The 20982-nt window shown below is 71.5% G+C and carries 22 protein-coding genes and 1 pseudogene; 10 read left to right on the forward strand and 13 right to left on the reverse strand.

All coding sequences use genetic code 11. The features are described from left to right. Positions 1-38: 38 nt before the first annotated feature. Genes JHN45_RS40580 through JHN45_RS40595 form a run of 4 tightly spaced genes read right to left on the reverse strand, consistent with a single transcriptional unit; the run spans position 39 to position 3322 of the window. The gene (locus JHN45_RS40580; protein WP_201054441.1) at positions 39-974 is read right to left on the reverse strand and encodes an ABC transporter substrate-binding protein; all 936 of its coding nucleotides are present in this window, start codon (positions 972-974) and stop codon (positions 39-41) included. 13 nt (positions 975-987) lie between these two features. Further along, positions 988-1650, reverse strand: a complete 663-nt coding sequence (locus tag JHN45_RS40585; RefSeq protein WP_200713702.1) for an ABC transporter permease — start codon at positions 1648-1650, stop codon at positions 988-990. After that, positions 1650-2291, reverse strand: a complete 642-nt coding sequence (locus JHN45_RS40590; protein WP_201054442.1) for an ABC transporter permease — start codon at positions 2289-2291, stop codon at positions 1650-1652. The genes JHN45_RS40585 and JHN45_RS40590 overlap by 1 nt, the downstream gene beginning before the upstream one ends. Beyond that, positions 2288-3322, reverse strand: a complete 1035-nt coding sequence (locus JHN45_RS40595) for an ABC transporter ATP-binding protein (RefSeq protein ID WP_200713683.1) — start codon at positions 3320-3322, stop codon at positions 2288-2290. The genes JHN45_RS40590 and JHN45_RS40595 overlap by 4 nt, the downstream gene beginning before the upstream one ends. A 142-nt stretch (positions 3323-3464) precedes the next feature. Here JHN45_RS40595 and JHN45_RS40600 point away from each other — a divergent pair, with 142 nt between their 5' ends. Both JHN45_RS40600 and JHN45_RS40605 read left to right on the forward strand, forming a co-directional pair. After that, a complete protein-coding gene (locus JHN45_RS40600; RefSeq protein ID WP_200713684.1) occupies positions 3465-4994 on the forward strand; it encodes an aromatic amino acid ammonia-lyase in 1530 nt (509 codons plus the stop codon). Next, complete coding sequence (locus JHN45_RS40605; protein WP_200713685.1) at positions 4994-5902, forward strand: MurR/RpiR family transcriptional regulator; 909 nt, start codon at positions 4994-4996, stop codon at positions 5900-5902. Before JHN45_RS40600 ends, JHN45_RS40605 begins: the two co-directional genes overlap by 1 nt. An 81-nt stretch (positions 5903-5983) precedes the next feature. Here the strand turns inward: JHN45_RS40605 and JHN45_RS40610 are convergent, their stop codons facing one another. Both JHN45_RS40610 and JHN45_RS40615 read right to left on the reverse strand, forming a co-directional pair. Further along, positions 5984-6631 (reverse strand): TMEM175 family protein, encoded by a 648-nt coding sequence (locus tag JHN45_RS40610; protein WP_201054443.1) that lies wholly within the window; start codon positions 6629-6631, stop codon positions 5984-5986. Further along, the gene (locus JHN45_RS40615) at positions 6628-7191 is read right to left on the reverse strand and encodes a hypothetical protein (protein WP_201054444.1); all 564 of its coding nucleotides are present in this window, start codon (positions 7189-7191) and stop codon (positions 6628-6630) included. Before JHN45_RS40615 ends, JHN45_RS40610 begins: the two co-directional genes overlap by 4 nt. Before the next feature lie 127 nt (positions 7192-7318). Between JHN45_RS40615 and JHN45_RS40620 the strand changes: the two genes are divergently transcribed. Beyond that, positions 7319-7855 (forward strand): PadR family transcriptional regulator, encoded by a 537-nt coding sequence (locus JHN45_RS40620; RefSeq protein WP_200713688.1) that lies wholly within the window; start codon positions 7319-7321, stop codon positions 7853-7855. Positions 7856-7977: 122 nt separating this feature from the next. After that, on the forward strand, positions 7978-8571 hold the full coding sequence (locus JHN45_RS40625) for a hypothetical protein (RefSeq protein ID WP_201054445.1): 594 nt from the start codon (positions 7978-7980) through the stop codon (positions 8569-8571). 40 nt (positions 8572-8611) lie between these two features. On the opposite strand, the gene JHN45_RS40630 is transcribed toward JHN45_RS40625, so the two are convergent. From JHN45_RS40630 to JHN45_RS40650, 5 genes are all read right to left on the reverse strand, one after another. After that, a complete protein-coding gene (locus tag JHN45_RS40630) occupies positions 8612-8986 on the reverse strand; it encodes a hypothetical protein (protein ID WP_200713690.1) in 375 nt (124 codons plus the stop codon). Positions 8987-9008: 22 nt separating this feature from the next. Next, positions 9009-9521: a roadblock/LC7 domain-containing protein gene (locus JHN45_RS40635; protein ID WP_201054446.1), complete on the reverse strand. Its 513-nt coding sequence runs from the start codon at positions 9519-9521 to the stop codon at positions 9009-9011. 34 nt (positions 9522-9555) lie between these two features. Continuing rightward, positions 9556-10377 (reverse strand): transcriptional regulator, encoded by an 822-nt coding sequence (locus tag JHN45_RS40640; protein WP_200713692.1) that lies wholly within the window; start codon positions 10375-10377, stop codon positions 9556-9558. After that, a complete protein-coding gene (locus JHN45_RS40645; RefSeq protein WP_200713693.1) occupies positions 10374-10772 on the reverse strand; it encodes a hypothetical protein in 399 nt (132 codons plus the stop codon). The genes JHN45_RS40640 and JHN45_RS40645 overlap by 4 nt, the downstream gene beginning before the upstream one ends. A gap of 169 nt (positions 10773-10941) precedes the next feature. Further along, positions 10942-12321 (reverse strand): diaminopimelate decarboxylase, encoded by a 1380-nt coding sequence (locus JHN45_RS40650; protein ID WP_201054447.1) that lies wholly within the window; start codon positions 12319-12321, stop codon positions 10942-10944. A gap of 164 nt (positions 12322-12485) precedes the next feature. On the opposite strand from JHN45_RS40650, the gene hutU reads away from it, so the two are divergent. The 4 genes from hutU to hutI are packed head-to-tail and all read left to right on the forward strand — an operon-like array spanning position 12486 to position 17993. Continuing rightward, entirely contained in the window at positions 12486-14150 is a 1665-nt protein-coding gene (gene hutU / locus JHN45_RS40655; RefSeq protein ID WP_201054448.1) for a urocanate hydratase, read from the forward strand. Positions 14151-14185: 35 nt separating this feature from the next. Beyond that, a complete protein-coding gene (locus JHN45_RS40660; RefSeq protein WP_307783332.1) occupies positions 14186-15442 on the forward strand; it encodes an allantoate amidohydrolase in 1257 nt (418 codons plus the stop codon). Continuing rightward, positions 15439-16797: a formimidoylglutamate deiminase gene (locus JHN45_RS40665; RefSeq protein ID WP_201054449.1), complete on the forward strand. Its 1359-nt coding sequence runs from the start codon at positions 15439-15441 to the stop codon at positions 16795-16797. Before JHN45_RS40660 ends, JHN45_RS40665 begins: the two co-directional genes overlap by 4 nt. A gap of 20 nt (positions 16798-16817) precedes the next feature. Next, positions 16818-17993: an imidazolonepropionase gene (gene hutI, locus JHN45_RS40670; protein WP_201054450.1), complete on the forward strand. Its 1176-nt coding sequence runs from the start codon at positions 16818-16820 to the stop codon at positions 17991-17993. Between the two features lie 15 nt (positions 17994-18008). Here hutI and JHN45_RS40675 read toward each other — a convergent pair whose 3' ends face one another. After that, the gene (locus JHN45_RS40675) at positions 18009-19019 is read right to left on the reverse strand and encodes an alpha/beta hydrolase (RefSeq protein ID WP_201054451.1); all 1011 of its coding nucleotides are present in this window, start codon (positions 19017-19019) and stop codon (positions 18009-18011) included. Positions 19020-19141: 122 nt separating this feature from the next. Next, a complete protein-coding gene (locus tag JHN45_RS40680; protein WP_201054452.1) occupies positions 19142-20209 on the reverse strand; it encodes a hypothetical protein in 1068 nt (355 codons plus the stop codon). A gap of 159 nt (positions 20210-20368) precedes the next feature. On the opposite strand from JHN45_RS40680, the gene JHN45_RS40685 reads away from it, so the two are divergent. Continuing rightward, the gene (locus JHN45_RS40685; protein WP_200713700.1) at positions 20369-20740 is read left to right on the forward strand and encodes a holo-ACP synthase; all 372 of its coding nucleotides are present in this window, start codon (positions 20369-20371) and stop codon (positions 20738-20740) included. 58 nt (positions 20741-20798) lie between these two features. Next, positions 20799-20982 (forward strand): annotated as a pseudogene (locus tag JHN45_RS40690) (bifunctional ADP-dependent NAD(P)H-hydrate dehydratase/NAD(P)H-hydrate epimerase); the annotation flags it as partial.

Here is a 20982-nt window from a genome sequence, read left to right on the forward strand (position 1 = left end):
TCGATCGGTCATCGACGGGCCATTGCATCAACGGGCCCTTACTTCGTGATGCCGTGCTGCTTCGCGTACGCGTTCGCCACGTCCTCCGGATCCTTCTTGTCCTTGTCCACCTGGCGGTTCAGCTCGGTGAGTTGGGCCGTGGTGAGCAGATTGCCGAGGCTCGCGAGAGCCTTGCGGACCGTGGGGTCGGCGACCCGGTCGGCGATCAGCGGCACGATGTGCTGACTGGGGATCAGGGTCTTGGGGTCGGTCAGGACGACCCAGTCGTTGGCCTTGATGTCGGTGTCGGTGGTGAACAGGTTCGCCACGTCCACATCGCCCTTCTTCAGCGCGCCCTTCACCAACGGCCCGTCGGAATCAAGGGACTTGAACTCCTTGAACTCGACGCCGTAGACGTCCTTCAGTCCTACGACGCCCACCTGACGGGTCTTCACCTCGGCGGAGGCGCCGAGCGTCAGCTTGCCGTTGTGCTTCGCCAGGTCGGCCAGCGTGACGAGGCCGTACTTCCTCGCGGTCTCGCGGGTGACGACGAAGCAGTCCGCGTCCTCGGCGATGCCGTAGGGCAGGACCTGGAGGCCCGAGGGGAGGGCGAGGGTGAGGGCGTTCTGCATCTCGCCCGCCTCCGCGACCTTGGACTTGGGCTGGAGGTAGGTGAGCAGGGAGCCCTGGTACTCGGGGAGGAGGTCGATGTCGCCGCTCTTGAGGGCGGGGAAGACGATCTCACGGGTGCCGAGGTTGGGGCGGACCTTGACCTTCACTCCGGCCGCTTCGAGGGCGGCGGCGTACAGGTAGCCGAGCACCTGGTTCTCGGTGAAGTTGGCGGTGCCGATGGTGACGCCGTTCTTGCTGGAGGCGCTGCCGCCGCCGGCCGAGCCCCCGCCGTCGAGCGAGGTGACACCGCTGGAGCAGGCGGAGAGGACGGGGACGGCGACGGCTGTTCCGGCGAGGGCGCCGAGGAGGGTACGACGGTTCATGACGTTGATATCCCTAGGCGGTGCGGTGGCGGAAGAGGAAGCGCTGGAGGCCGGAGAGGCCCAGGTCGAGGACGATGGCGACGACGGCGACGAGCACCGCCCCGCCGAGCACCTGCACGAGGTCGCGCTGGGCGAGTCCGTCGAAGACGAAGCGGCCGAGGCCCCCGAAGGAGACGTACGCGGCGACGGTGGCCGTGGAGACCACCTGGATGAGCGCGAGCCGCAGGCCGGTCATGATCAGGGGGAGCGCGAGCGGCAGTTCGACCTGGAAGAGGACCTGGTGGCCGCGCATGCCCTGCCCGCGTGCCGCGTCCTTCACGTCCGGGTCGACGGCGGTCATCCCGGCGTAGGTGTTCGTCACGATCGACGGGACCGCGAGGGCGACCAGCGCGATGTACACCGGCCACATGGACAGGCCGCTGGCCAGGAAGACCAGGACGACCAGGCCGACGGTCGGCAGCGCGCGGCCGAAGGAGGCCAGGTTGATCGCGAGGAACGCGCCCTTGCCGGTGTGCCCGATCAGCAGGCCCAGCGGGAGGCCGATCGCGGCCGCGATGAGGGTCGCGAGCAGCGAGTACTGGAGGTGCTCGGCGAGTCGGTGCGCGATGCCGTCCGTGCCGGCCCACTGGGAGCCGCTGGTAAGCCACTTGCCGAGGTTCTTGAAGAGTTCGTACATCAGGCTCGCCGCCTCGTCCACGGGGTGAGTACGTACTGGAGGCCGACCAGGGCCGCGTCCGCGACCACCGCGAGCAGCAGGGTGAGGACCACGCCCACGATCACCGGCGTCGGGAAGTCGCGCTGGAAGCCGTCGGTGAAGAGCTGGCCGAGGCCGCCGTCGCCGATGTAGGTCGCCACGGAGACGAGCGAGATCGACATGACCGTGGCGATGCGGACGCCCGCCATGATCACCGGGAGCGCGAGCGGGAGTTCGACGGTGAGGAGCGTGCGCAGGGGGCGCGTGCCCATCGCCTTCGCGGCCTCCTTCGTCTTCGCGGGGACCGAGTCCAGGCCCTCGACCGTGTTCCGCAGCAGCACGACCAGCGTGTAGACCGTCAGGCCGATGACCGTGGTGGTGCGGGTCAGGCCGCTGATCGGGAGCAGGAGCACGAAGATCGCGATCGACGGGATCGTGAAGAGCACGTTCGACAGGCCGAGCAGGAAGCCCCGGAGCGGGCGGACCCGGTGGGCGACCACGGCCAGCGGGAGCGAGATCAGCAGGCCGAGGAAGACGGCGGTCATCGCGGCCTGGAGGTGCGAGAACGTGAGGCTGGTCAGGTCGTCGGTGTGGTCGCCGATCCACGACCAGTCGACGCTCATGCCGCCACCCGCGCTTCGGCGTGCGCCTGGCCCGCGTGGGTGTGGATGTCGTCGCGGGACGAGACGCCGGTGAGGATCCCGTCGGCGTCGACGCGGGCGATCAGGCCGTTGGGGGAGGCGACGGACTCGTTGAGGGCCGCGAGGAGCGAGTCGCCGTCCTGGAGGGGACGTACGGGGATCTCGGCGTCCTTCCCGGCCCAGTGCAGGGGCTTGCGGGCCTCGTCCAGGACCAGGGTCCAGGCGGTGCCCTCGGGCGCCGGGCCTTGCGGGACGTCGGCGAGGGTCTTCAGGGAGAGCAGCTTGAGGCCGCGCTCGGCGCCGAGGAAGTCGGCCACGAAGTCGTCGGCCGGGCGGGCGAGGAGTTCGGCGGGGGCCGCGCACTGGACGAGGTGGCCGCCGGTGCGGAAGATCGCGATGCGGTCGCCGAGCCGTACGGCCTCGTCGATGTCGTGCGTGACGAAGACGATGGTCTTGTTCAACTCCTTCTGCAGGCGCAGGAGTTCGTCCTGGAGTTGAGTGCGGACCACCGGGTCGACGGCGCCGAAGGGCTCGTCCATCAGGAGGACCGGCGGGTCGGCGGCGAGCGCGCGGGCCACGCCGACGCGCTGCTGCTGGCCGCCGGAGAGCTGGTGCGGGTACCGCTTGCCGGCGTCGGCGGCGAGGCCGACGGTCTCCAGGAGTTCGGCCGCGCGGGCCCTGGCCTTCTTCCGGCCGTGGCCCAGGAGCAGCGGCACGGTGGCGATGTTGTCGAGGACCGTGCGGTGCGGGAAGAGCCCCGACTGCTGGATGACGTACCCGATGGAGCGGCGCAGTTCGGCCGCGTCCTGCTGGGTGACGTCCTTGCCGCCGACCTTGATGACGCCCGAGGTGGGGTCGATCATCCGGTTGATCATCCGAAGGGTGGTCGTCTTGCCGCAACCGGAGGAACCGACCAGTACGGTGACCCCGCCTTCCGGCATCTCCAGGGAGAGGTCGTGAACTGCTGTCGTGCCGTTGGGGAAGCGCTTGTGGACCGCGTCGAACTGGATCATGAGTTGTCCCTTGCCCGGCTGTATAACGTCATGCAGAGTTCTCGGTGTCTGAATAGTTTGTCAATGTCTCCGCGTTAATCCGAGGTAACGGATGCTCGGCAGGCAAGATCGAGTGTCCTGATTGAGGGGAGTTTGGGGCCTTATGTCGTCTCGGATCGTGGACGCCGCCGATGCGATGGTGTCCGGGAGCTCCGATCTCGTCGTCCTCGACGGGGTCGGCTTCGGGGTCGCCGATGTCGTCCGGCTCGCCGACGGGGACGCCCGGCCGGTCCCCGGCACCGACGCGATGAAGCGCGCGACCGAGTCCTGGGACGCGGCCCGCCAGATCGCCGCGACGGGTCGTGTCTACGGCCGCTCGACGGGCGTCGGCGCCAACCGGAACGAGGACGTGCCCACGGAGGCGGCGGCCGAGCACGGGTTGCGCCTGCTGCGCAGCCACGCCGGCGCGATCGGCGACGAACTCCCGGCCCGGGAAGTGCGGGCGATGCTCGCCGTCCGCGCCAACCAGCTGCTCGCGGGCGGCGCGGGACTGCGGCCGACGGTCGTCACCGCGCTGTGCGAGGCGCTGGAGAGCGGGGTGCATCCGGCCGTCAACGAGTTCGGCTCGGTGGGCACCGGGGACATCGCCGCGCTGGCCCAGGTGGGTCTCGCGCTGGTGGGGGAGCGGCCCTGGCGCGGTGCCGAAGACAGTCTCTCCGGCGCCCCCGAACCCCAACCCCTCGACAACAACGACGCGTTGGCGCTCATCAGCAGCAACGCCCTCACCCTCGGGCAGTCCGCCCTCGCGCTGCACGAGTTGCGCGGGCTCATCGGTGCCACCCAGGTCGTGGGCGCGCTCTCACTGCTCGCCGTGGACGGGTCGCACGAGCCGTTCGCCGCGCCCGTGCACGCCGCCCGGCCGCACCGGGGGTCGACCGAAGTCGCCCGCAGAATGCGGGAGTTGATCGGTGCCGCCGACCGGCCCACCCCTCCGCTCGGGCGGATCCAGGACCCGTACGGCTTCCGGTGTCTGCCGCAGATCCACGGGCCCGCGCACGACGCCGCGGACGCCCTGGAGGACGTCCTAGCGATCGAGATCAACGCCGCCGCCGAGAACCCGTTCATCTCCGCCGAGGACATGACCGCCTACCACCACGGCGGCTTCTACCAGGCCCAACTCGTCCTCGCCCTGGACCACTTCAGACTCGCGCTCACCCAGGTGGCCCGGCTGTCGACGTCCCGGCTCTCCTCCCTCAACGAGCCCTCGTTCACCCGCCTCAAGCCCTTCCTCGCCGACAACGAGCCCGCCTCCTCCGGCGTGATGATCCTGGAGTACGCCGCCGCGGCCGCCCTCGGCGACCTGCGCGCGTTCTCTGCTCCCGCCTCGCTCGGGCACGCTGTACTCTCCCGGGGCGTCGAGGAACAGGCCAGCTTCGCCTCGCTCGCCGCCCGTCAGACACTGCGCGCCTGCCGCGCGTACCGTCTCGTCGTCGGCTGCGAACTCGTCGCCGCCGTACGGGCGTTGCGCCAGCGCGACCTGCGGCCCGAGCCGGAACTCCCGGTCGGCCGCGCGCTGGAACTCGCCGAGGCGGTGCTCGACGACGACCCGGCGGACCGGCCGCTCACAGATGATGTGACGGCGGCGGCCGGACTGCTGGACCGGTTCACCGAGATCTGGAGGGGGAACACGTGATGACCGTGGATGGGAGCCTGGAAGAGACGGTGGACGCAAGCCTGGAGGGGACCTTGGACAGGAGTACCGGTGTGACCGACAGCCCGGCCGCACGGCTGCAGACGCTCTTCGAGGGGCACCGGCTCACGCCGACCCAGCGGCGCATCGCGCACAGCATGGTGCGGCGCGCCGCCGAGGTGCCGTTCCTGTCCAGCGTGGAACTCGCCGAACTCGCCGGTGTCAGCCAGCCCTCCGTGACCCGCTTCGCGGTCGCCCTCGGTTTCGACGGCTACCCGGCGCTGCGCAAACACCTCCGCGAGGTCGCGCCCGCCGAGTCGGCCCCGGACACGGCGTCCTACAACGAGTACCAGCAGGCCGTAGAGGCCGAGATCGAGAACCTCAAGCACCTCGCCGAGATACTGGCCGACCCCCGCCCGGTCGCCAAGGCCGGCCGCCTGCTCGCCAACTCCCGCCCGCTGCCCGTCCTCGGCCTGCGCGCGGCGGCCTCCCAGGCGTACGGCTTCGCGTACTTCGCCGCCAAGGTCCATCCGGACGTACGGCTGCTCAACGAGGGCGGCACGATGATCCACGACCGGATCGACGCGGCCGTCCGGGCCGGTGCCACCGCCCTGCTGTGCTTCGCGCTGCCCCGGCATCCGCGCGAGGTCGTCGACACGCTGGCGTACGCGCGGGAGGCGGGCCTGACCGTCGTCACCGTCGCGGACTCGGCGTTCGCGCCGGTCGCCAAGGTGTCCGACCTGCTGATCCCGGCCGCCGTCGGCACCGGCCTCGCCTTCGACACGGCGTGCGCGCCGATGCTGCTGGGCCGGGTGCTCCTGGAGGCGATGTGCGACGACCTGCCGGACGCGCAGGCCCGGCTGGAGGAGTTCGACGCGCGGGCGGCCGCGCGGGGGCTGTTCGTGGAGTGACGGGGCGTCAAGTGCCGTGTGTGGGCGGCTAGTTACGTGTCGGGGCCGCCCGGGGTGTGGTCGCCGGGCGGCCCCTTCGCGTCAGGTGACGCGGCGCAGGATCTTCTGCGTCAGCGGCAGCAGCGCCCAGCACAGGGACGCCCAGTGCGTGACCAGCGCGACGGGGATCGAGACGGTGAAGGTCACGATCGTCGCGTCCGCCCAGGCCAGGGTCTCCGCGATCACCGAGCGCGGGGCGTCCGGGCGCAGCAGCCCGGACCTGCGCAGATCCGCGACGGTCAGCCGGAAGGCCAGGCTGGTCAGGGCCTGGCTGGCCGCGTACACGATGAACTGGATCCGGAACGCGTCCGCCTCGCTGGTCAGCAGTTTCGTCGTGAACGGCGTGACGACGATCAGCAGCAGCCACAGCAGGTTCCAGCGGATCGCCCCGCCGGACAGCCCGCTCACGTACCGGAAGACGCGCTGGTGCAGCATCCACTGCATGGCGATGGCGACGAAGCTGACGAGGAACGCGACGTACTCCGTCAGGTGCTCGCGCAGGAAGTGCTGCACACCCGAGTCGCCGTGGGCTTCCGCACCCGGGACCGGCAGTTCGAGGGCGAGCAGGGTGATGGCGATGGCCACCACCGCGTCCGAGAAGTAGATCAGCCGCTCCGGACTCGCCGGTGCGATCCGCTCGGCGGGCTCGGCGGACTCGGCCGGTTCGGTCGTGGTGTCGTGCGTGCTCATGCGATCGCCTGTCCGGCCGCGGTGGTGGCCTTGGCCTTGGCTCGGGCGGCGTAACGGCCGGAGAGGACGAACGGGACGACGAACGCGAGCACTTGGGCGGTGACCAGTGGCGCGGTCGAGGAGTGGTCGTACTGGACCACGGAGGCGCAGGCGAGCGCGCCGAGGGTGAACGCGGCTGCCCATATCGACGTCAGGACCATGTTGACCCGGATGAACCGGGGCGAGTGCCAGAACTCCTGCGGCACCTCGGCCCGGGCGAAGGCCAGGGTGAAGGGACGGCGCACGGCGAGCGAGGTCAGGGCGGTGGCCGCCAGGGTGGCGTTCGCCAGCGCGCAGATCCAGTTCCGCAGTCCCGAGGACGGGTCCGCGAGCGCGACGACGGCCATGACCACGAAGAAGGCGCAGGTGGCCGCGCCCAGCAGGTCGACGCTCCGGGCGCGGAGCTGCCCGGCGAGTAACCAGAGCGCGGCCAGTGCGGCGGCGCCCGTGCCCAGTCGCCAGTCGACCGGGCTCAGGGCCGCGTAACACAGCCAGGGTGCGAAACCGCGGACGTAGTTCACCGGTGTCTTCCTCCACGCATCCAAGAGCCAAACCGGGGAGTCCAATATTGGACGGTAGGATTATGACCGTCCAACTCTCGACCGTCCAGTCAGGATGGGGTAAATACCGGAAAGGTAGGGTGAGTTCATGAGCCTGCCCCACGCCCTCCTCGGGCTCCTCTCCGAACAGCCCGCCAGCGGCTACGACTTGCTCAAGCGGTTCGACGAGGGGCTGTCGGCCGTGTGGCCCGCCCAGAAGAGCCAGGTCTACAGCGAACTGGCCAAGCTCGACGAGAACGGTCTGATCGAGATCACCGGCACCGGCGCCCGCCAGCGCCGCGAGTACGGCATCACTGAGGCGGGCCGCGCCGAACTGCGCCGCTGGCTCACCGAACCCGACCTCGACCTCGCCTTCCGCAGCGCGGCCCTGCTCCGCGTCTTCTTCCTGTGGACCCTCAACAGCGGTGAAGGCGCTGCCTACTTGGAGAAGTTCGCCGACCACAACCACGCGCGGCTCACCGCGCTGCAGGCCATCCACGACAACGCGAAGTGGGTGGGCGACCCCGTCCAGGTCTGCGGCTGGCTCATGCTCGAATACGGCCTGCGGGGTTCCGAGACCGCCGAACAGTGGGCCCGCTGGGCCGCCGGAGAACTCACCGAGCGCCTGGACACCCCCTCCTCCTGACCCTGGGCAAGGACTCCTGATCCGGGGCGAGGGCGAAAAAGCCCGTTCTCAGACTCGTCTCACGTTCGCTCACTAGTCTCACGGCCCGACGGAACTGTGCCCAGGCGACCAGGAGGCAGGACGTGGCACGCGGAGATCGCAGAGTCCAGGGGCTGGCCCGAGTGGCCGTCGTCGTACGGGCCGGAGCCGCCCCGCTGTGGTGGTTCGGGGTACTGGCGGCGGGTGTCGGAGTGCTGCCTTCGGGCATCACCGGGCGCCGGATCGGGGTGATGGCCGGGGCCGCCCTGTTCATCATCGCGGTGGCCGTGGTGGCGTACTCGCGCCGCAGGCGCTACATCGCCCTCGCCCGTGGCGCCGCCCGGGCCGGCAAGCACGATGTGCTCCAGGACCGCGCGGTGTCCGTACGCAACTGGCGCCGCGCGCACCGTTGGTGGATCGTGCTCGCCTTCGCGCTCGCGCTGGGCAGCTCGTTCGCGGTGCCGGCGGCGGGCGGCATGCTGCTCGCCGGGGCCGGCACGGGACTGCGGCTGAAGGCCGCCTGGCTGGGGCGCCGGGAACGGGCCGACGACGTCCTGCTGTGGATCCGCGTGGACTGGCTGGACAAGCGGGGCGGCGCCCCCGCCGGCAAGCCGGTCAAGGGCTACCGCTCCACCGGTATCGCCGCGGGCGACGCCACCCCGGGCGGGGCGCGCCGCCGCGGCGACGTCTACGCGTGACCGGGCTCCGGGCCCGGGCCCGGTTCCGGACCTCCGGGTCCTAGACCTCCAGGTCCGCTTCGATCCGCTTCAGCTGGTGGCGGGCCATCGCCAGGTTGCTGCGGTTGGCGTCCAGCACCAGGTACAGGAACAGCCCGTTGCCGCCGCGGCCCTTGATCAGCCGGATCAGGTGGTACTGGCTCGACAGGGTGATCAGGATGTCCTCGATGTCGCCCTTCAGACCGAGGTGCTCCATGGTGCGCATCTTGGCGCGCACCACGTCGGTGTTGCCTGCGGCGGCGACGCCGAGGTCGAAGGTCTTGCTGCCGCCCATCGTGCCGAGCGCCATACCGCTGGTGTAGTCGACGAGCGCGACTCCGGTCGCGCCCTCGATGGAGGTCAGCGCCTCTTTGAGCGAGGTTTCGGTGTTGGCCATGACAGTGCTCCCTTGGGTCCGTTCAACTTTCCGTGGTGGTGCGCGCGTTGGTCGTTGCGGTGGTGCGTGGTGCGCGCGCCGTTCTCGTTCGTGCGGTGGTGGCTTTGGTGGGCGCCTTGACCGGCGCCGGGTCGGCCCGCTCCTCGGCCTCGGCCGTCGCCGCCGCCTCGGCGTCGACCAGTTCCCCGATCCGGGCCCCCGCGCGGCGGCCCTCCAGCAGCAGCCGGCCGAGGTTCACGCGGTCCTGGGCGAGCACGGTCAGCACGGCGCCCCGGCCCGCCGCGTAGGTCGCGACATAGCCGTAGACCCCGCGCACGATCAGCTCGCGGAAGTCGCCCTGCCCGGTCGCGTCCGCCATCCGTACGGCCACGCCCAGCGCCGTCACGGTGAGCGCCGCGACCCGCTCCGGCTCGACGCCCGGGGTGTCCTGCGCCAGTACGAGACCGTCGACGCCCGCCGCGAGCGCCCCCGTCAGCTGCGGCACCCGGGCTCTCAACCGGCGCAGCTCGTCCAGGATTTCGGCCTCGGAGGCCATCGGCTCTCTCCTCTCGGCGCGTGCTCGCTGCCACTCAAAGGGCCTCCAGCGCATCCCTGAGCCTCTTCAGCAATGTGATGTCGGGGTCGGTGACGTCGGGCGGGGGCAGGACGGCGGGCGGTGCGGGCGGCCGGGGCGAGACGAGCCCCGCCGACACCAGCCGCCGGACGTCCAGCAGCGTGGGGTAGGCCCGCCGGCCCAGCAGCCGCGCGATCTCCGGCGCCGTCCGTACCCCGTCCACCCGCGCCAGTACGGCGGCCTGCCGGGGTGTGATCGGCGGGTGCGCGACGGGATCGGCCCGCAGCAGCGGCGCGCCGTCCGTCGCCGCGTCCGGCCAGACGCGGTGCAGCAGTTCGCGGCGGCGCTGCGTCTCGCGCTCCAGTGCGGCCACCGGAACCGGCCGCACGGAACCCAGTGGATGCGTGACCCCGTACCGGAAACGCCCCGGGGTGCTGCTCGGCGCGAGCACGAAGTACGCCGCGTCGTACAGCGCCCCGAGCTGGCACAGCTCCAGCGCGCCCGGGCCGATCAGGCCGCCGTCGAGCAGCAGCCGGGTGGTGGCGTGCCGGTCGTCGGTCGCACTGGCGGCCGCTTCCCAGGCCTCGGCGCGCAGGGTGCCGTGGGCGGTGAGGAGCAGGTCGAGACCGGGCGCGGACGGGCTCTCGGCGTGCACCACATGGCCCGCGACCAGGTGCAGACTGCCGCGCTCGCGGACGAGGACACCGGTGGCCTCCTCGGCCGCGAGCCGGGTCAGCATCGGCGAGACCCCGCCCCAGGCCCGGTCGACGGCGGCGGCCTTGTCCCGCACCGGCAGCCGCGGCGGCGGGGTGGTCGGCGTGGTCCTGAGGGCGGTCATCCCAGCACCAGCCGTCCCGCCATCTCGCCGAGCCGGATCCGGGCCAGCGCGAGATTGCCCTCCGTGCGGGCCAGCCACAGATGCAGGAACACACTGCTGTCGAACGACGTCCGCACGAACCGCAGCACGTGATAGCTGTCCCGGTTGCTGACGATCAGATCCTCCAGCGGAGGATCGTCGGCCTCCTCCCCCTCCTCCGGGTCGGACGCGAACGCCCGGTGCTCGGCCGCCAGCCGCGCCAGCTCCGCGGCCTCGGCCGCACTGGCCTCCTGGTCACCCCCTGGCGACTCTCCTACGACGCCCAGGGCCAGGCCGCTGGTCCAGTCGACCAGCGCGGCGCCCCGGGCACCGGGCAGTCGCATGGCCTCCAGTAAGCACTCGTCGATTCCGGGCACCGTGGCTCCCCTCCCGCCTGCGGTTCGGCTGAGTGACGACGAAGCTACGCACCGTGTGGCCGGAGGGTGAGGGATCTGGCATTTTCCGGTGGAACATGCCCGGAGTGACTAAGGTGGGTCAACTGACCCTGTTTCCCCACCAGTTCAACCGCATGTTCACGGGGGTGAGTCAACGGCGCCCGGGTGCCCGCAGGGTGGTGAGCGCGGCGGCGTGCGCCCCTCCGGATTCGGCCACGATCTCCGCCACCGTCTGCGGCTTCCGCACGGTCGCGAACGCCACGCCCCCGGCACCGTCCGGTACGAAGCCGTAAATGCCGGGCCTGGCAAGGGAGTTGTAGGCGTAGTGCGCCGCGAAGTAGTACGCCCCGGTGTCCAGCGCCGCCGCATGATCGCCCTGCTCCAGCAACGGCAACACGCATCCCTCCGCCAGCAGATCACCCGCGAAACAGGCCGGCCCGGCGACGTCCTGCACCACTGCGGGCCCCGACTTGGGCCGCCCCTTCTCGTCGTAGGCGGCGATCCGCAGCGGCCACGACTGCGGCGCGTACACCGTCCGCGTCGCCACCTGCACCCCCGCGTGCGTGACCGCGATCGGCCGCCCGCCGGCACTCTTGGCGTACTCGACCCGGGCCACCACCGTCCCCTGCTTGGCCAGCATCGACCGCCCGAACTCGGTCACCAGCCCGTACCGCCCGTCGAACAGCCCCGGCACCGCCTCCTTGAGCAGCCGCGCGTACTCCGCGTACGTCGGACTCGTCGCGTCCGTACCGAAGTTGACGCCCAGCCCACCGCCGATGTCGAGCGTGTCGATCTGCCGGCGCCCGAGCCGCGCGTTGATCTCCTCCGCCAGCGCGTAGGTCTCCGCGACGCCCCGCGCCAGCAGTTCCAGCGGGATGCCCTGCGACCCGGTGTGCGCGTGCAGCCGGGTCAGCCACGGCCGCTCGGCGAACGCCCGCACCACCCACTCGCGCGCCCCCTCGTCCCGCAGCGCCACCCCGAACTTCGAGGTCGCCGTGGCGGTCGACAGCGCGGCGATCGACCCGCCGCCGATCTGCGGATTGACCCGGATCCCGAGCGGCGAACGACTGCTGGCCGACCGCATCAGCCCGTCGACCCGCTCCAGCTCCTGCGGATTGTCGATGTTCACCGCGATCCCCAGCGCCAGCGCCTCCCGCAGCTCCGCCGGCGTCTTCGCGGGCGCGTCGAGCACGGTCCGCTCCGGCCGTACGCCCGCCGCCCGCGCCAGCGCCAGCTCACCCGGGCTCGCCACCTCGGCCCCGACGCCCTCGTCGCGCAGCAGCCGCAGCACCGGCACGAGGGGGCTCGCCTTGACGGCGAAGGCGTGCAGCACCGGTGTCCCGGGCGCCGTCACCTCGTCGAACGCCGCCCGCAGTGCCGCCGCCGACTCCTGGACGCCGGTGACGTCCAGCAACGCGACGATGGGGGAGTCCGGCCCCAGCAGCCCCTGTTCGACGGCGGCCCGCACCGCCTGGTCCCGGCGCGCGGTCCGCTCGGCGCCGTCCGTGTGACCCTGGTGTACGTCGTCCACCGCGTCCCCCGTCGTGTCGTTGCCCGTGGTCGTTACATCCAGCCAAACACTCAGAGCCTGCCCACAGAGACGCCCCCATGTATTGACTAGTTCTATTCACGAAGCCAGGATGTGAATAGCTACAGTTAAAAATCCGCTGACCGCAGTCCGCTAGGAGGCAGACCATGTCAGGACCCCGCCCCGTACGAGCACCGCGCGGTACGGAACTGAGCGCCCTGGGATGGCAGCAGGAAGCCGCCCTGCGGATGCTGCAGAACAACCTGGACCCCGAGGTCGCCGAACACCCCGACAAGCTCGTCGTCTACGGCGGCACCGGCAAGGCCGCCCGCGACTGGCGCTCCTTCGACGCCATGGTCCGCACCCTGCGCACCCTCAAGCAGGACGAGACGATGCTCGTCCAGTCCGGCCGCCCCGTCGGCGTCATGCAGACCCACGAGTGGGCGCCGCGCGTCCTCATCGCCAACTCCAACCTCGTCGGCGACTGGGCCAACTGGGAGGAGTTCCGCCGCCTGGAGGCCCTCGGCCTCACCATGTACGGCCAGATGACCGCCGGTTCCTGGATCTACATCGGCACCCAGGGCATCCTCCAGGGCACCTACGAGACCTTCGCCGCCGTCGCCGCGAAGAAGTTCAACGGCACCCTCGCCGGGACGATCACGCTGACGGCCGGCCTCGGCGGCATGGGCGGCGCCCAGCCGCTGGCCGTCACCATGAACGACGGCGTCGCGATCTGCATCGACGTCGACCCGCGCGCCATCGAACGCCGCATCGAGCACCGCTACCTGGACGTCCGCGCGGACTCCCTCGGGCACGCCCTGCAACTCGCCGTCGAGGCCCGCGACGCCCGCCGCCCGCTCTCCATCGGCCTCCTCGGCAACGCCGCCGAACTGCTCCCGCAGATGCTCGCCGAGGGCGCCCCCATCGACATCGTGACCGACCAGACCTCGGCCCACGACCCGCTGGCGTACCTCCCCGTGGGCATCGCCTTCGAGGACATGGCCGACGCCGCCGCGAAGGACCCGGCGGGCTTCACCGTCCGCGCCCGTGAGTCCATGGCCAAGCACGTCGAGGCGATGGTCGGCTTCATGGACGCCGGTGCCGAGGTCTTCGACTACGGCAACTCGATCCGCGGCGAGGCCCAACTCGCCGGTTACGAGCGGGCGTTCGCCTTCCCCGGCTTCGTCCCCGCCTACATCCGCCCCCTCTTCTCCGAGGGCAAGGGCCCCTTCCGCTGGGCCGCCCTGTCCGGCGAGGCCTCCGACATCCACAAGACGGACAAGGCGATCCTCGACCTCTTCCCGGAGAACGAGTCCCTCCACCGCTGGATCAAGCTCGCCGGTGAGCGCGTCCACTTCCAGGGCCTCCCGGCCCGCATCTGCTGGCTCGGCTACGGCGAGCGCGACAAGGCCGGCGAGCGCTTCAACGACATGGTCGCGAGCGGTGAGTTGGCCGCCCCGCTGGCCATCGGGCGCGACCACCTCGACTGCGGCTCCGTCGCCTCCCCGTACCGCGAGACCGAGGCCATGCTCGACGGCTCCGACGCGATCGCGGACTGGCCGCTGCTGAACGCGATGGTCAACGTGGCCTCGGGTGCGTCCTGGGTGTCCATCCACCACGGCGGCGGCGTCGGCATGGGGCGCTCCATCCACGCGGGCCAGGTCTCGGTGGCCGACGGCACGAAGCTCGCCGGCGAGAAGATCCGCCGAGTGCTGACGAACGACCCGGGCATGGGCGTCATCCGGCACGTCGACGCCGGGTACGACATCGCGGAGCGGGTCGCCGACGAGCGGGGCGTGCGGGTGCCGATGCGCGAGGGTGACGACGCGTGACCCTTCCGGGAGACGAGCGGGGCGGCGACTCCTCGGTGGGGACAGGAAGTCGGGCGTTGGCTGTGCCGACCGGTGATTCCTTCCACTCGATGTGGCGCGAGCTGCTCCCCATCGGCCGGCACCCCGACTCCGGCGGCTACCGCCGCTTCGCGTGGACCGGTGCCGACGCCGAATGCCGGGCCTGGTTCAAGGCGCAGGCCGAGTCCCGGGGGCTCACCTACGAACTCGACCGCAACGGCAACCAGTGGGCCTGGCTCGGTGATCCCGCCGCCGGGGACGCCGTCGTCACCGGGTCGCATCTCGACTCGGTGCCGGACGGTGGGGCCTTCGACGGGCCCCTCGGGGTCGTGTCGTCCTTTGCCGCGCTCGACGAACTGCGGGGCAGGGGCGCGGAGTTCACCAAGCCCCTCGCCATTGTCAACTTCGGGGACGAGGAAGGTGCCCGCTTCGGGCTCGCCTGTGTCGGGTCGCGGCTGGCCGCCGGGCAGCTCGGCGTCGAGCAGGCGCATCGGCTGACCGACGGGGACGGCGTCACGCTGCCGCAGGCCATGGCGGCGGCCGGTTACGACGCCGACGCCATCGGTCCCGACCCTGAACGGCTCGCCCGTATCGGCGCGTTCGTCGAACTCCACGTCGAGCAGGGCCGCGCGCTGGACCTGTCCGGCGACCGGGTCGGCATCGCCAGCGCCATCTGGCCGCACGGCAGGTGGCGGTTCGACTTCCGGGGCGAGGCCAACCACGCCGGTACGACGAGGCTGGTGGACCGGCGGGACCCCATGCTGTCCTATGCCGAGACCGTGCTCGCCGCCCGCCGTGAGGCCCAACTCGCCGGTGCCGTCGCCACGTTCGGGAAGATCGCCGTCGAGCCGAACGGCGTCAACGCCATCCCCTCCCTGGTGCGCGGGTGGCTCGACTCCCGCGCCGCCGACCAGGACACCCTGGACACGGTGGTCACCGGTGTCGAGAAGGCGGCCCGCGAGTACGCGGAGGCGCACGGCGTCGACCTCGACGTCGTCCGTGAGTCCTTCACGCCGGTCGTCGAGTTCGACCACGCCCTGCGCGACGAACTCGCCCGCGTGCTCGGCAAGGACACCGACCTCAGGGTCCCCGTCCTCGGCACCGGTGCCGGACACGACGCCGGAATCCTCTCCGGGAGCATTCCGACCGCCATGCTGTTCGTGCGCAACCCCACGGGCGTCTCGCACTCCCCGGCCGAGTTCGCGGCCGAGGACGACTGCGTGGCCGGGGTGACCGCACTCGCCGACGTACTGGAAGGGCTGGCCTGCAGGTGACGGACCCCACCACGCACCCCACCACGCGGACGTACTGGCTGGAACACGCCTGGCTCGACACCAACGTCGAGCCGGGCGTCGCCCTGGAGGTGAGCGGCGGACGGATCACCGCCGTCCGTACCGGGGTCGACACCCCGCCCCCGGGCGCCGAGATCCTGCGCGGACTCACCCTCCCCGGGCTCGCCAACGCCCACAGCCACGCCTTCCACCGGGCGCTGCGCGGCACCGTCCAGGTCGGCTCCGGCACCTTCTGGACCTGGCGGGAGTTCATGTACTCCTTCGCCGACCAGCTCACCCCGGACACGTATCACGCGCTGGCCCGCGCGGTGTACGCCGAGATGGCGCTGGCCGGGATCACGGCGGTCGGCGAGTTCCACTACGTGCACCACGCCCACGGCGGCACCCCCTACGCCGACCCCAACGCCATGGGCGAGGCGCTCATCGCCGCCGCCTCCGAAGCCGGTGTCCGCATCACCCTCCTCGACACCGCCTACCTCTCCTCCGGCTTCGGACAGCCCCCCAACCACCACCAGCTCCGCTTCTCCGACGGAAGCGCGGACGCCTGGGCGGAACGCTGTTCACTTCTCAAGGAACGGGATCACGCGCGGATCGGTGCCGCCATCCACTCCGTACGAGCCGTGCCCGCAAGGGAGTTGGCGACCGTGGCCCGCTGGGCCGAGGAGCGGCGGGCCCCGCTCCATGTGCATCTCTCCGAGCAGACCGCCGAGAACGACGCCTGCCGCGCCGCCCACGACCGCACGCCGACCCAACTGCTCGCCGATCACGGCGTGTTGGGCCCGCGCACCACCGGCGTCCACAACACGCACCTCACGGACGAGGACATCGCGCTGCTGGGGCGCTCGGGCACCGGCACCTGCATGTGCCCGACGACCGAACGCGACCTCGCCGACGGCATCGGCCCCGCCGTGGCCCTCCAGCGAGCCGGCTCACCGCTCTCCCTCGGCTCCGACAGCCACGCCGTCATCGACCTGCTCGAAGAGGCCCGCGCGATGGAGCTGAACGAGCGCCTGCGCACCCGCACCCGGGGTCACTGGACGGCGGCGGCCCTGCTCCGCGCGGCCTCCGCCGACGGCCACGCGGCCCTCGGCTGGGACGAGGCGGGCAGCCTCACGGCAGGCGCCCTCGCCGACTTCACGACGATCGCGCTCGACTCGGTCAGAACAGCGGGGCCGGTGCCCAGGCTCGGCGCCGAGACGGCCGTATTCGCGGCGACGGCGGCGGACGTACGGCACACCGTCGTGGGCGGGCGGCACGTCGTACGCGACGGAGTGCACGCGCTCGTACCGGATGTGCCGCAAGCGCTCGCGCAGGCCGTCGAAGCCCTGCGCGCCTGACCACCACCCACGAGGACACGATGAGCAGCAGCACCGTCATCACCAACATCGCCACACTCGTCACCAACGACCCCTCCCTCGGTGATGGTTCGCCGCTCGGTCTGATCCAGGACGCGGCCGTCGTCATCGACGGCGACCGCATCGCGTGGACCGGTGAAACAAGCAAAGCACCCGCCACTGACAATCGGGTCGATGCCGCTGGGAGGGCGGTCCTGCCGGGCTTCGTGGACTCCCACTCGCACCTCGTCTTCGCGGGCGACCGCACGCAGGAGTTCAACGCCCGCATGTCCGGGCGGGCCTACAGCGCGGGCGGCATCCGTACGACGGTCGCGGCGACGCGCGCCGCGAGCGACGCGGAACTGGAGGCGAACCTCACCCGCTACCTCGACGAGGCCCTCCGCCAGGGCACGACCACCTTCGAGACGAAGTCCGGCTACGGCCTGACGGTCGCCGACGAGTCCCGCGCCCTGCGCATCGCCGCCGCGCACACCGACGAGGTGACGTATCTCGGCGCGCACATCGTCTCGCCGGACTACGCCGACGACCCGGCCGCGTACGTGGCCCTCGTCACCGGCGAGATGCTCGACGCCTGTGCCCCGTACGCCCGTTGGATCGACGTCTTCTGCGAGAAGGGCGCCTTCGACGGCGACCAGGCGCGCGCCATCCTGAGCGCGGGCAAGGCGAAGGGCCTGCACCCGCGCATCCACGCCAACCAGCTCTCCTACGGCCCCGGCGTCCAACTCGCCGTCGAACTGGACGCGGCCAGCGCGGACCACTGCACGCATCTCACGGACGCGGACGTGGACGCGCTGGCGAGCGGCCGTACCGTCGCGACCCTGCTGCCCGGCGCCGAGTTCTCGACGCGGGCCCAGTGGCCGGACGCGCGCCGGCTCCTGGACGCCGGGGTCACCGTCGCGCTGTCCACCGACTGCAACCCGGGCTCGTCCTTCACGTCCTCCGTGCCCTTCTGCGTCGCGCTCGCGGTGCGGGACATGGGGATGACTCCGGACGAGGCGGTGTGGTCGGCCACGGCGGGCGGGGCGGCGGCGTTGCGACGGGACGACGTGGGCCGGATCGCAGCTGGTGCCCGCGCCGACCTGATCCTGCTGGACGCGCCCAGCCATGTGCACCTGGCCTACCGGCCGGGCGTGCCGCTGGTCAGCGGGGTGTGGCGGCGGGGAACGCGGACCGTCTGACGGCGGTGCCAGGGCTCACCGCTCCGTCGTGTCGAGACGGTCGTGGAGGAACCCGGTGATGACGCCCATGGTGGCGGCCGAGGTCCAGGGCAGTCCGGTGCCCGGGCGTCCGAGGAACCCGACGTCTCCGTGGTTGGCGCCCTTCAGGACGTAGCGGGTGCTGTCGGCCCCGGCGGCGCGCAGCGCCTGGTGCACATGCTGTGTCTGCGAGGACGAGACGAGCATGTCCTCGCTGCCGTGCAGGAACAGGAACGGTGGCGCCGAGGCGGTCGCGTAGGTTGCCGGGTCCGCGGCGCGCACCGCGTCGGGGATCTCCGGGAAGGGTGCGCCCGGCCTGCCCAGATACGCCGAGAAGTGCGTGGCCTCCCGCTGGTAGTGCAGCCGGGCCGCCTCGTCGAAGTCGGCGGCGATGGCGGAGAGTTCGGAGCTGCCGTAGGCGTCGATCACGGCCCGCAGTTGTCCCGGCGGGGCCGCCTCCGAGGCGTCCGAGAACTCGGGCAGACCGTACGTGACACCCGTCAGCGCGGCCACATGACCGCCGGCCGACTCGCCCCACAGGGCGACCGCGCGGGGGTCGATGCCGAAGTCGTCGGCGTGCGACCGGAGATACGCGAGGGCCGCGCGGACATCGCGGACGGAGTCGTGGAAGGCGGCGCCGTCGGAGGTGACGCGGTACTCGACACTGGCGACGACGAAACCGGACTCGGCGACATGCCGGCGCGCTTCGAACGCCATGGCCTTGTTGCAGCGGAGAAACGCGCCCCCCGGAAGGTAGACGACGAGCGGAAGCCGTTCGTCGCCGGCCGGCCGCAGGACGTCGGCCTTCAGCTCGCGCCGCGCCCCGCCGGGCAGTTCGGCGGTCGCGTAGACGACATCGCTACGGCTGTCCACGGCGACGGCACCGAAGGACATCTGCGCGTCCGGGTCGACGTCCAGGAGTGTGCTGTCGGTGAGGTCGGGCGGCGCGACGGTGGTGGCGGCGGGGACGGGCAGGGCGAAAGAAGGCTTGGCGGGTGTGGCGGGCATGGTCTCTCCGATCGTCGTGGAACGTGCGGTGAGAGGAAAGTTCCAGCGCGCGCCGACAGGCGGCCGACAACGGACCGACACCCCCGACAGGCATCCGACATCGCGGCCTACGACGATCCCGTTCAGTCGCTGTTGTCGATGCTCCACGCGCGGAACGCGCCCTTGGTGATGCGTCCCAGAAGGGTGTTGAAGTCGGCCTTGACGGCCTCCGGGGTCTTCTCCGGGGGGAACAGGGGCTTGATGGGCTGCCGTTCCTCGGAGAGGTCGTCGGCGAGGCGGGACTTGTAGGCGTTGTAGACGGACGCGATGTCCTGGCGGATCGCCGGTCCCTCGTTGTTGCCCAGGAGGGGCATTCCGCGCAGGCGGTTGTCGTTCGTCGCGGCGATCGAGGCCACGTCCATGAGGAAGCAGTCGAGGAGGTCGGTGACGTCCTGTTCCCGGGCACCCGGCGCCTTGTTGCGCGCGTCGCGCAGCAGCAGGTCCGCCATCTCCAGGGTGACGTTGCGGTAGATCGTGTACCGCGGGCTCCCGGGGATGACACCGAGCACATGGTCGGCCTGCTTGGCGGCGTCGGTGTTCATCGACGCGAACCCGTCGGGATGCGGCTTGTGCTCCAGCCCCGGCACCGGGAACGGCACACCCCGGAAGGCCTCTTCCTCGTCGCGCGTATGGGGGGCGGCGGCCGCCATCGGATGGATGCCGAACTCGTGGCAGAGCATGCCCACGATGTAGCCGATGTCGTAGTTCTCCAGGTAGTACGCCGCCATCGTCACGAAGACGCCGTCGGCCCCCTTGTCCACGACGTCCGCCGGGGCCTGTGACGTCCGCTTCTCCAGGGTGATCCGGCAGGACCGGTTGTTGAGGAAGGACTTGATCGCGGTGTTGGCGGACAGGAGTTGCAGCACCCGGGTGGCCTTGTCCTGCGATTCCGGGTACTTGAGGGACACGTTGGTGAACGAGATGTTCCCGTTCAGCAGCTTGTTCCGCTGGACCACTGGGGCCCGCTGCACGGCCGGTGCGGGGCGACCCTCCGCGCCGAGCATCCGTGCGACGTTGGCGTTGCCCGCCCTCGACTGGAGCGACAGCAACGCGTGCGCCGGCCGGGTGGCGGTGTCTGCTGCGGGGCCGCTCAGCGGGGCACGCCGGGCTACGGCGTCGTCCCGCGCGCGGGATTCGTCTCGGGCGTGCACGTCCTCACCTCTGGCCTGGAGTCGCGATCTTCGTTGTCTACACGTCGGCCGGACGCCCCGACGAGGTACTACGGGGCAACGAATCCGCGCCCGACAACCGCTCCACCTGCCCACAAGGGCAGGACCGGCGCCGGTGGACACGGCCGTAGGGTGCTCGGCATGAGCATCATCGGGGTTGGTATCGACGTGGCCGAGATCGACCGGTTCGCGGCGTCGCTGGCGCGTACGCCCGGGATGGCCCGACGCCTCTTCCTGGACAGCGAGTTGCTGCTGCCGAGCGGGGAGCGCCGTGGGGCCGCCTCCCTCGCCGCCCGCTTCGCCGCCAAGGAGGCCCTGGCGAAGGCCCTGGGCGCACCGGCCGGGCTGCACTGGACGGACGCCGAGGTCTACGTCGAGGACAGCGGGCAGCCGAGGCTGCGGGTGACGGGCACGGTCGCCGCGCGGGCGGCCGAACTGGGCGTCCGCTCCTGGCACGTGTCGTTGAGCCACGACGCGGGGGTGGCCTCGGCGGTGGTGATCGCGGAGGGGTGACGGGGAGCCCGGCCCGCCCGGGTGCGTTGTGCGCCCCTCCCGGGGCAGACTCGACCGCATGCGTACTGCGTACAGCGTGGAGACGGTAAGAGCGGCCGAACGGCGGCTGATGGCACGGCTTCCCGAGGGCGCGCTCATGCAGCGCGCCGCGGCCGGACTGGCCGTCGCCTGCGCCCAGTTGACGGGCCGGGTCTACGGCAGCCGGGTCGCGCTGCTGGTCGGCAGCGCGACCCGGCTGCCGT

Source organism: Streptomyces sp. MBT53, assembly GCF_016654115.1.
Lineage (GTDB): Bacteria > Actinomycetota > Actinomycetes > Streptomycetales > Streptomycetaceae > Streptomyces.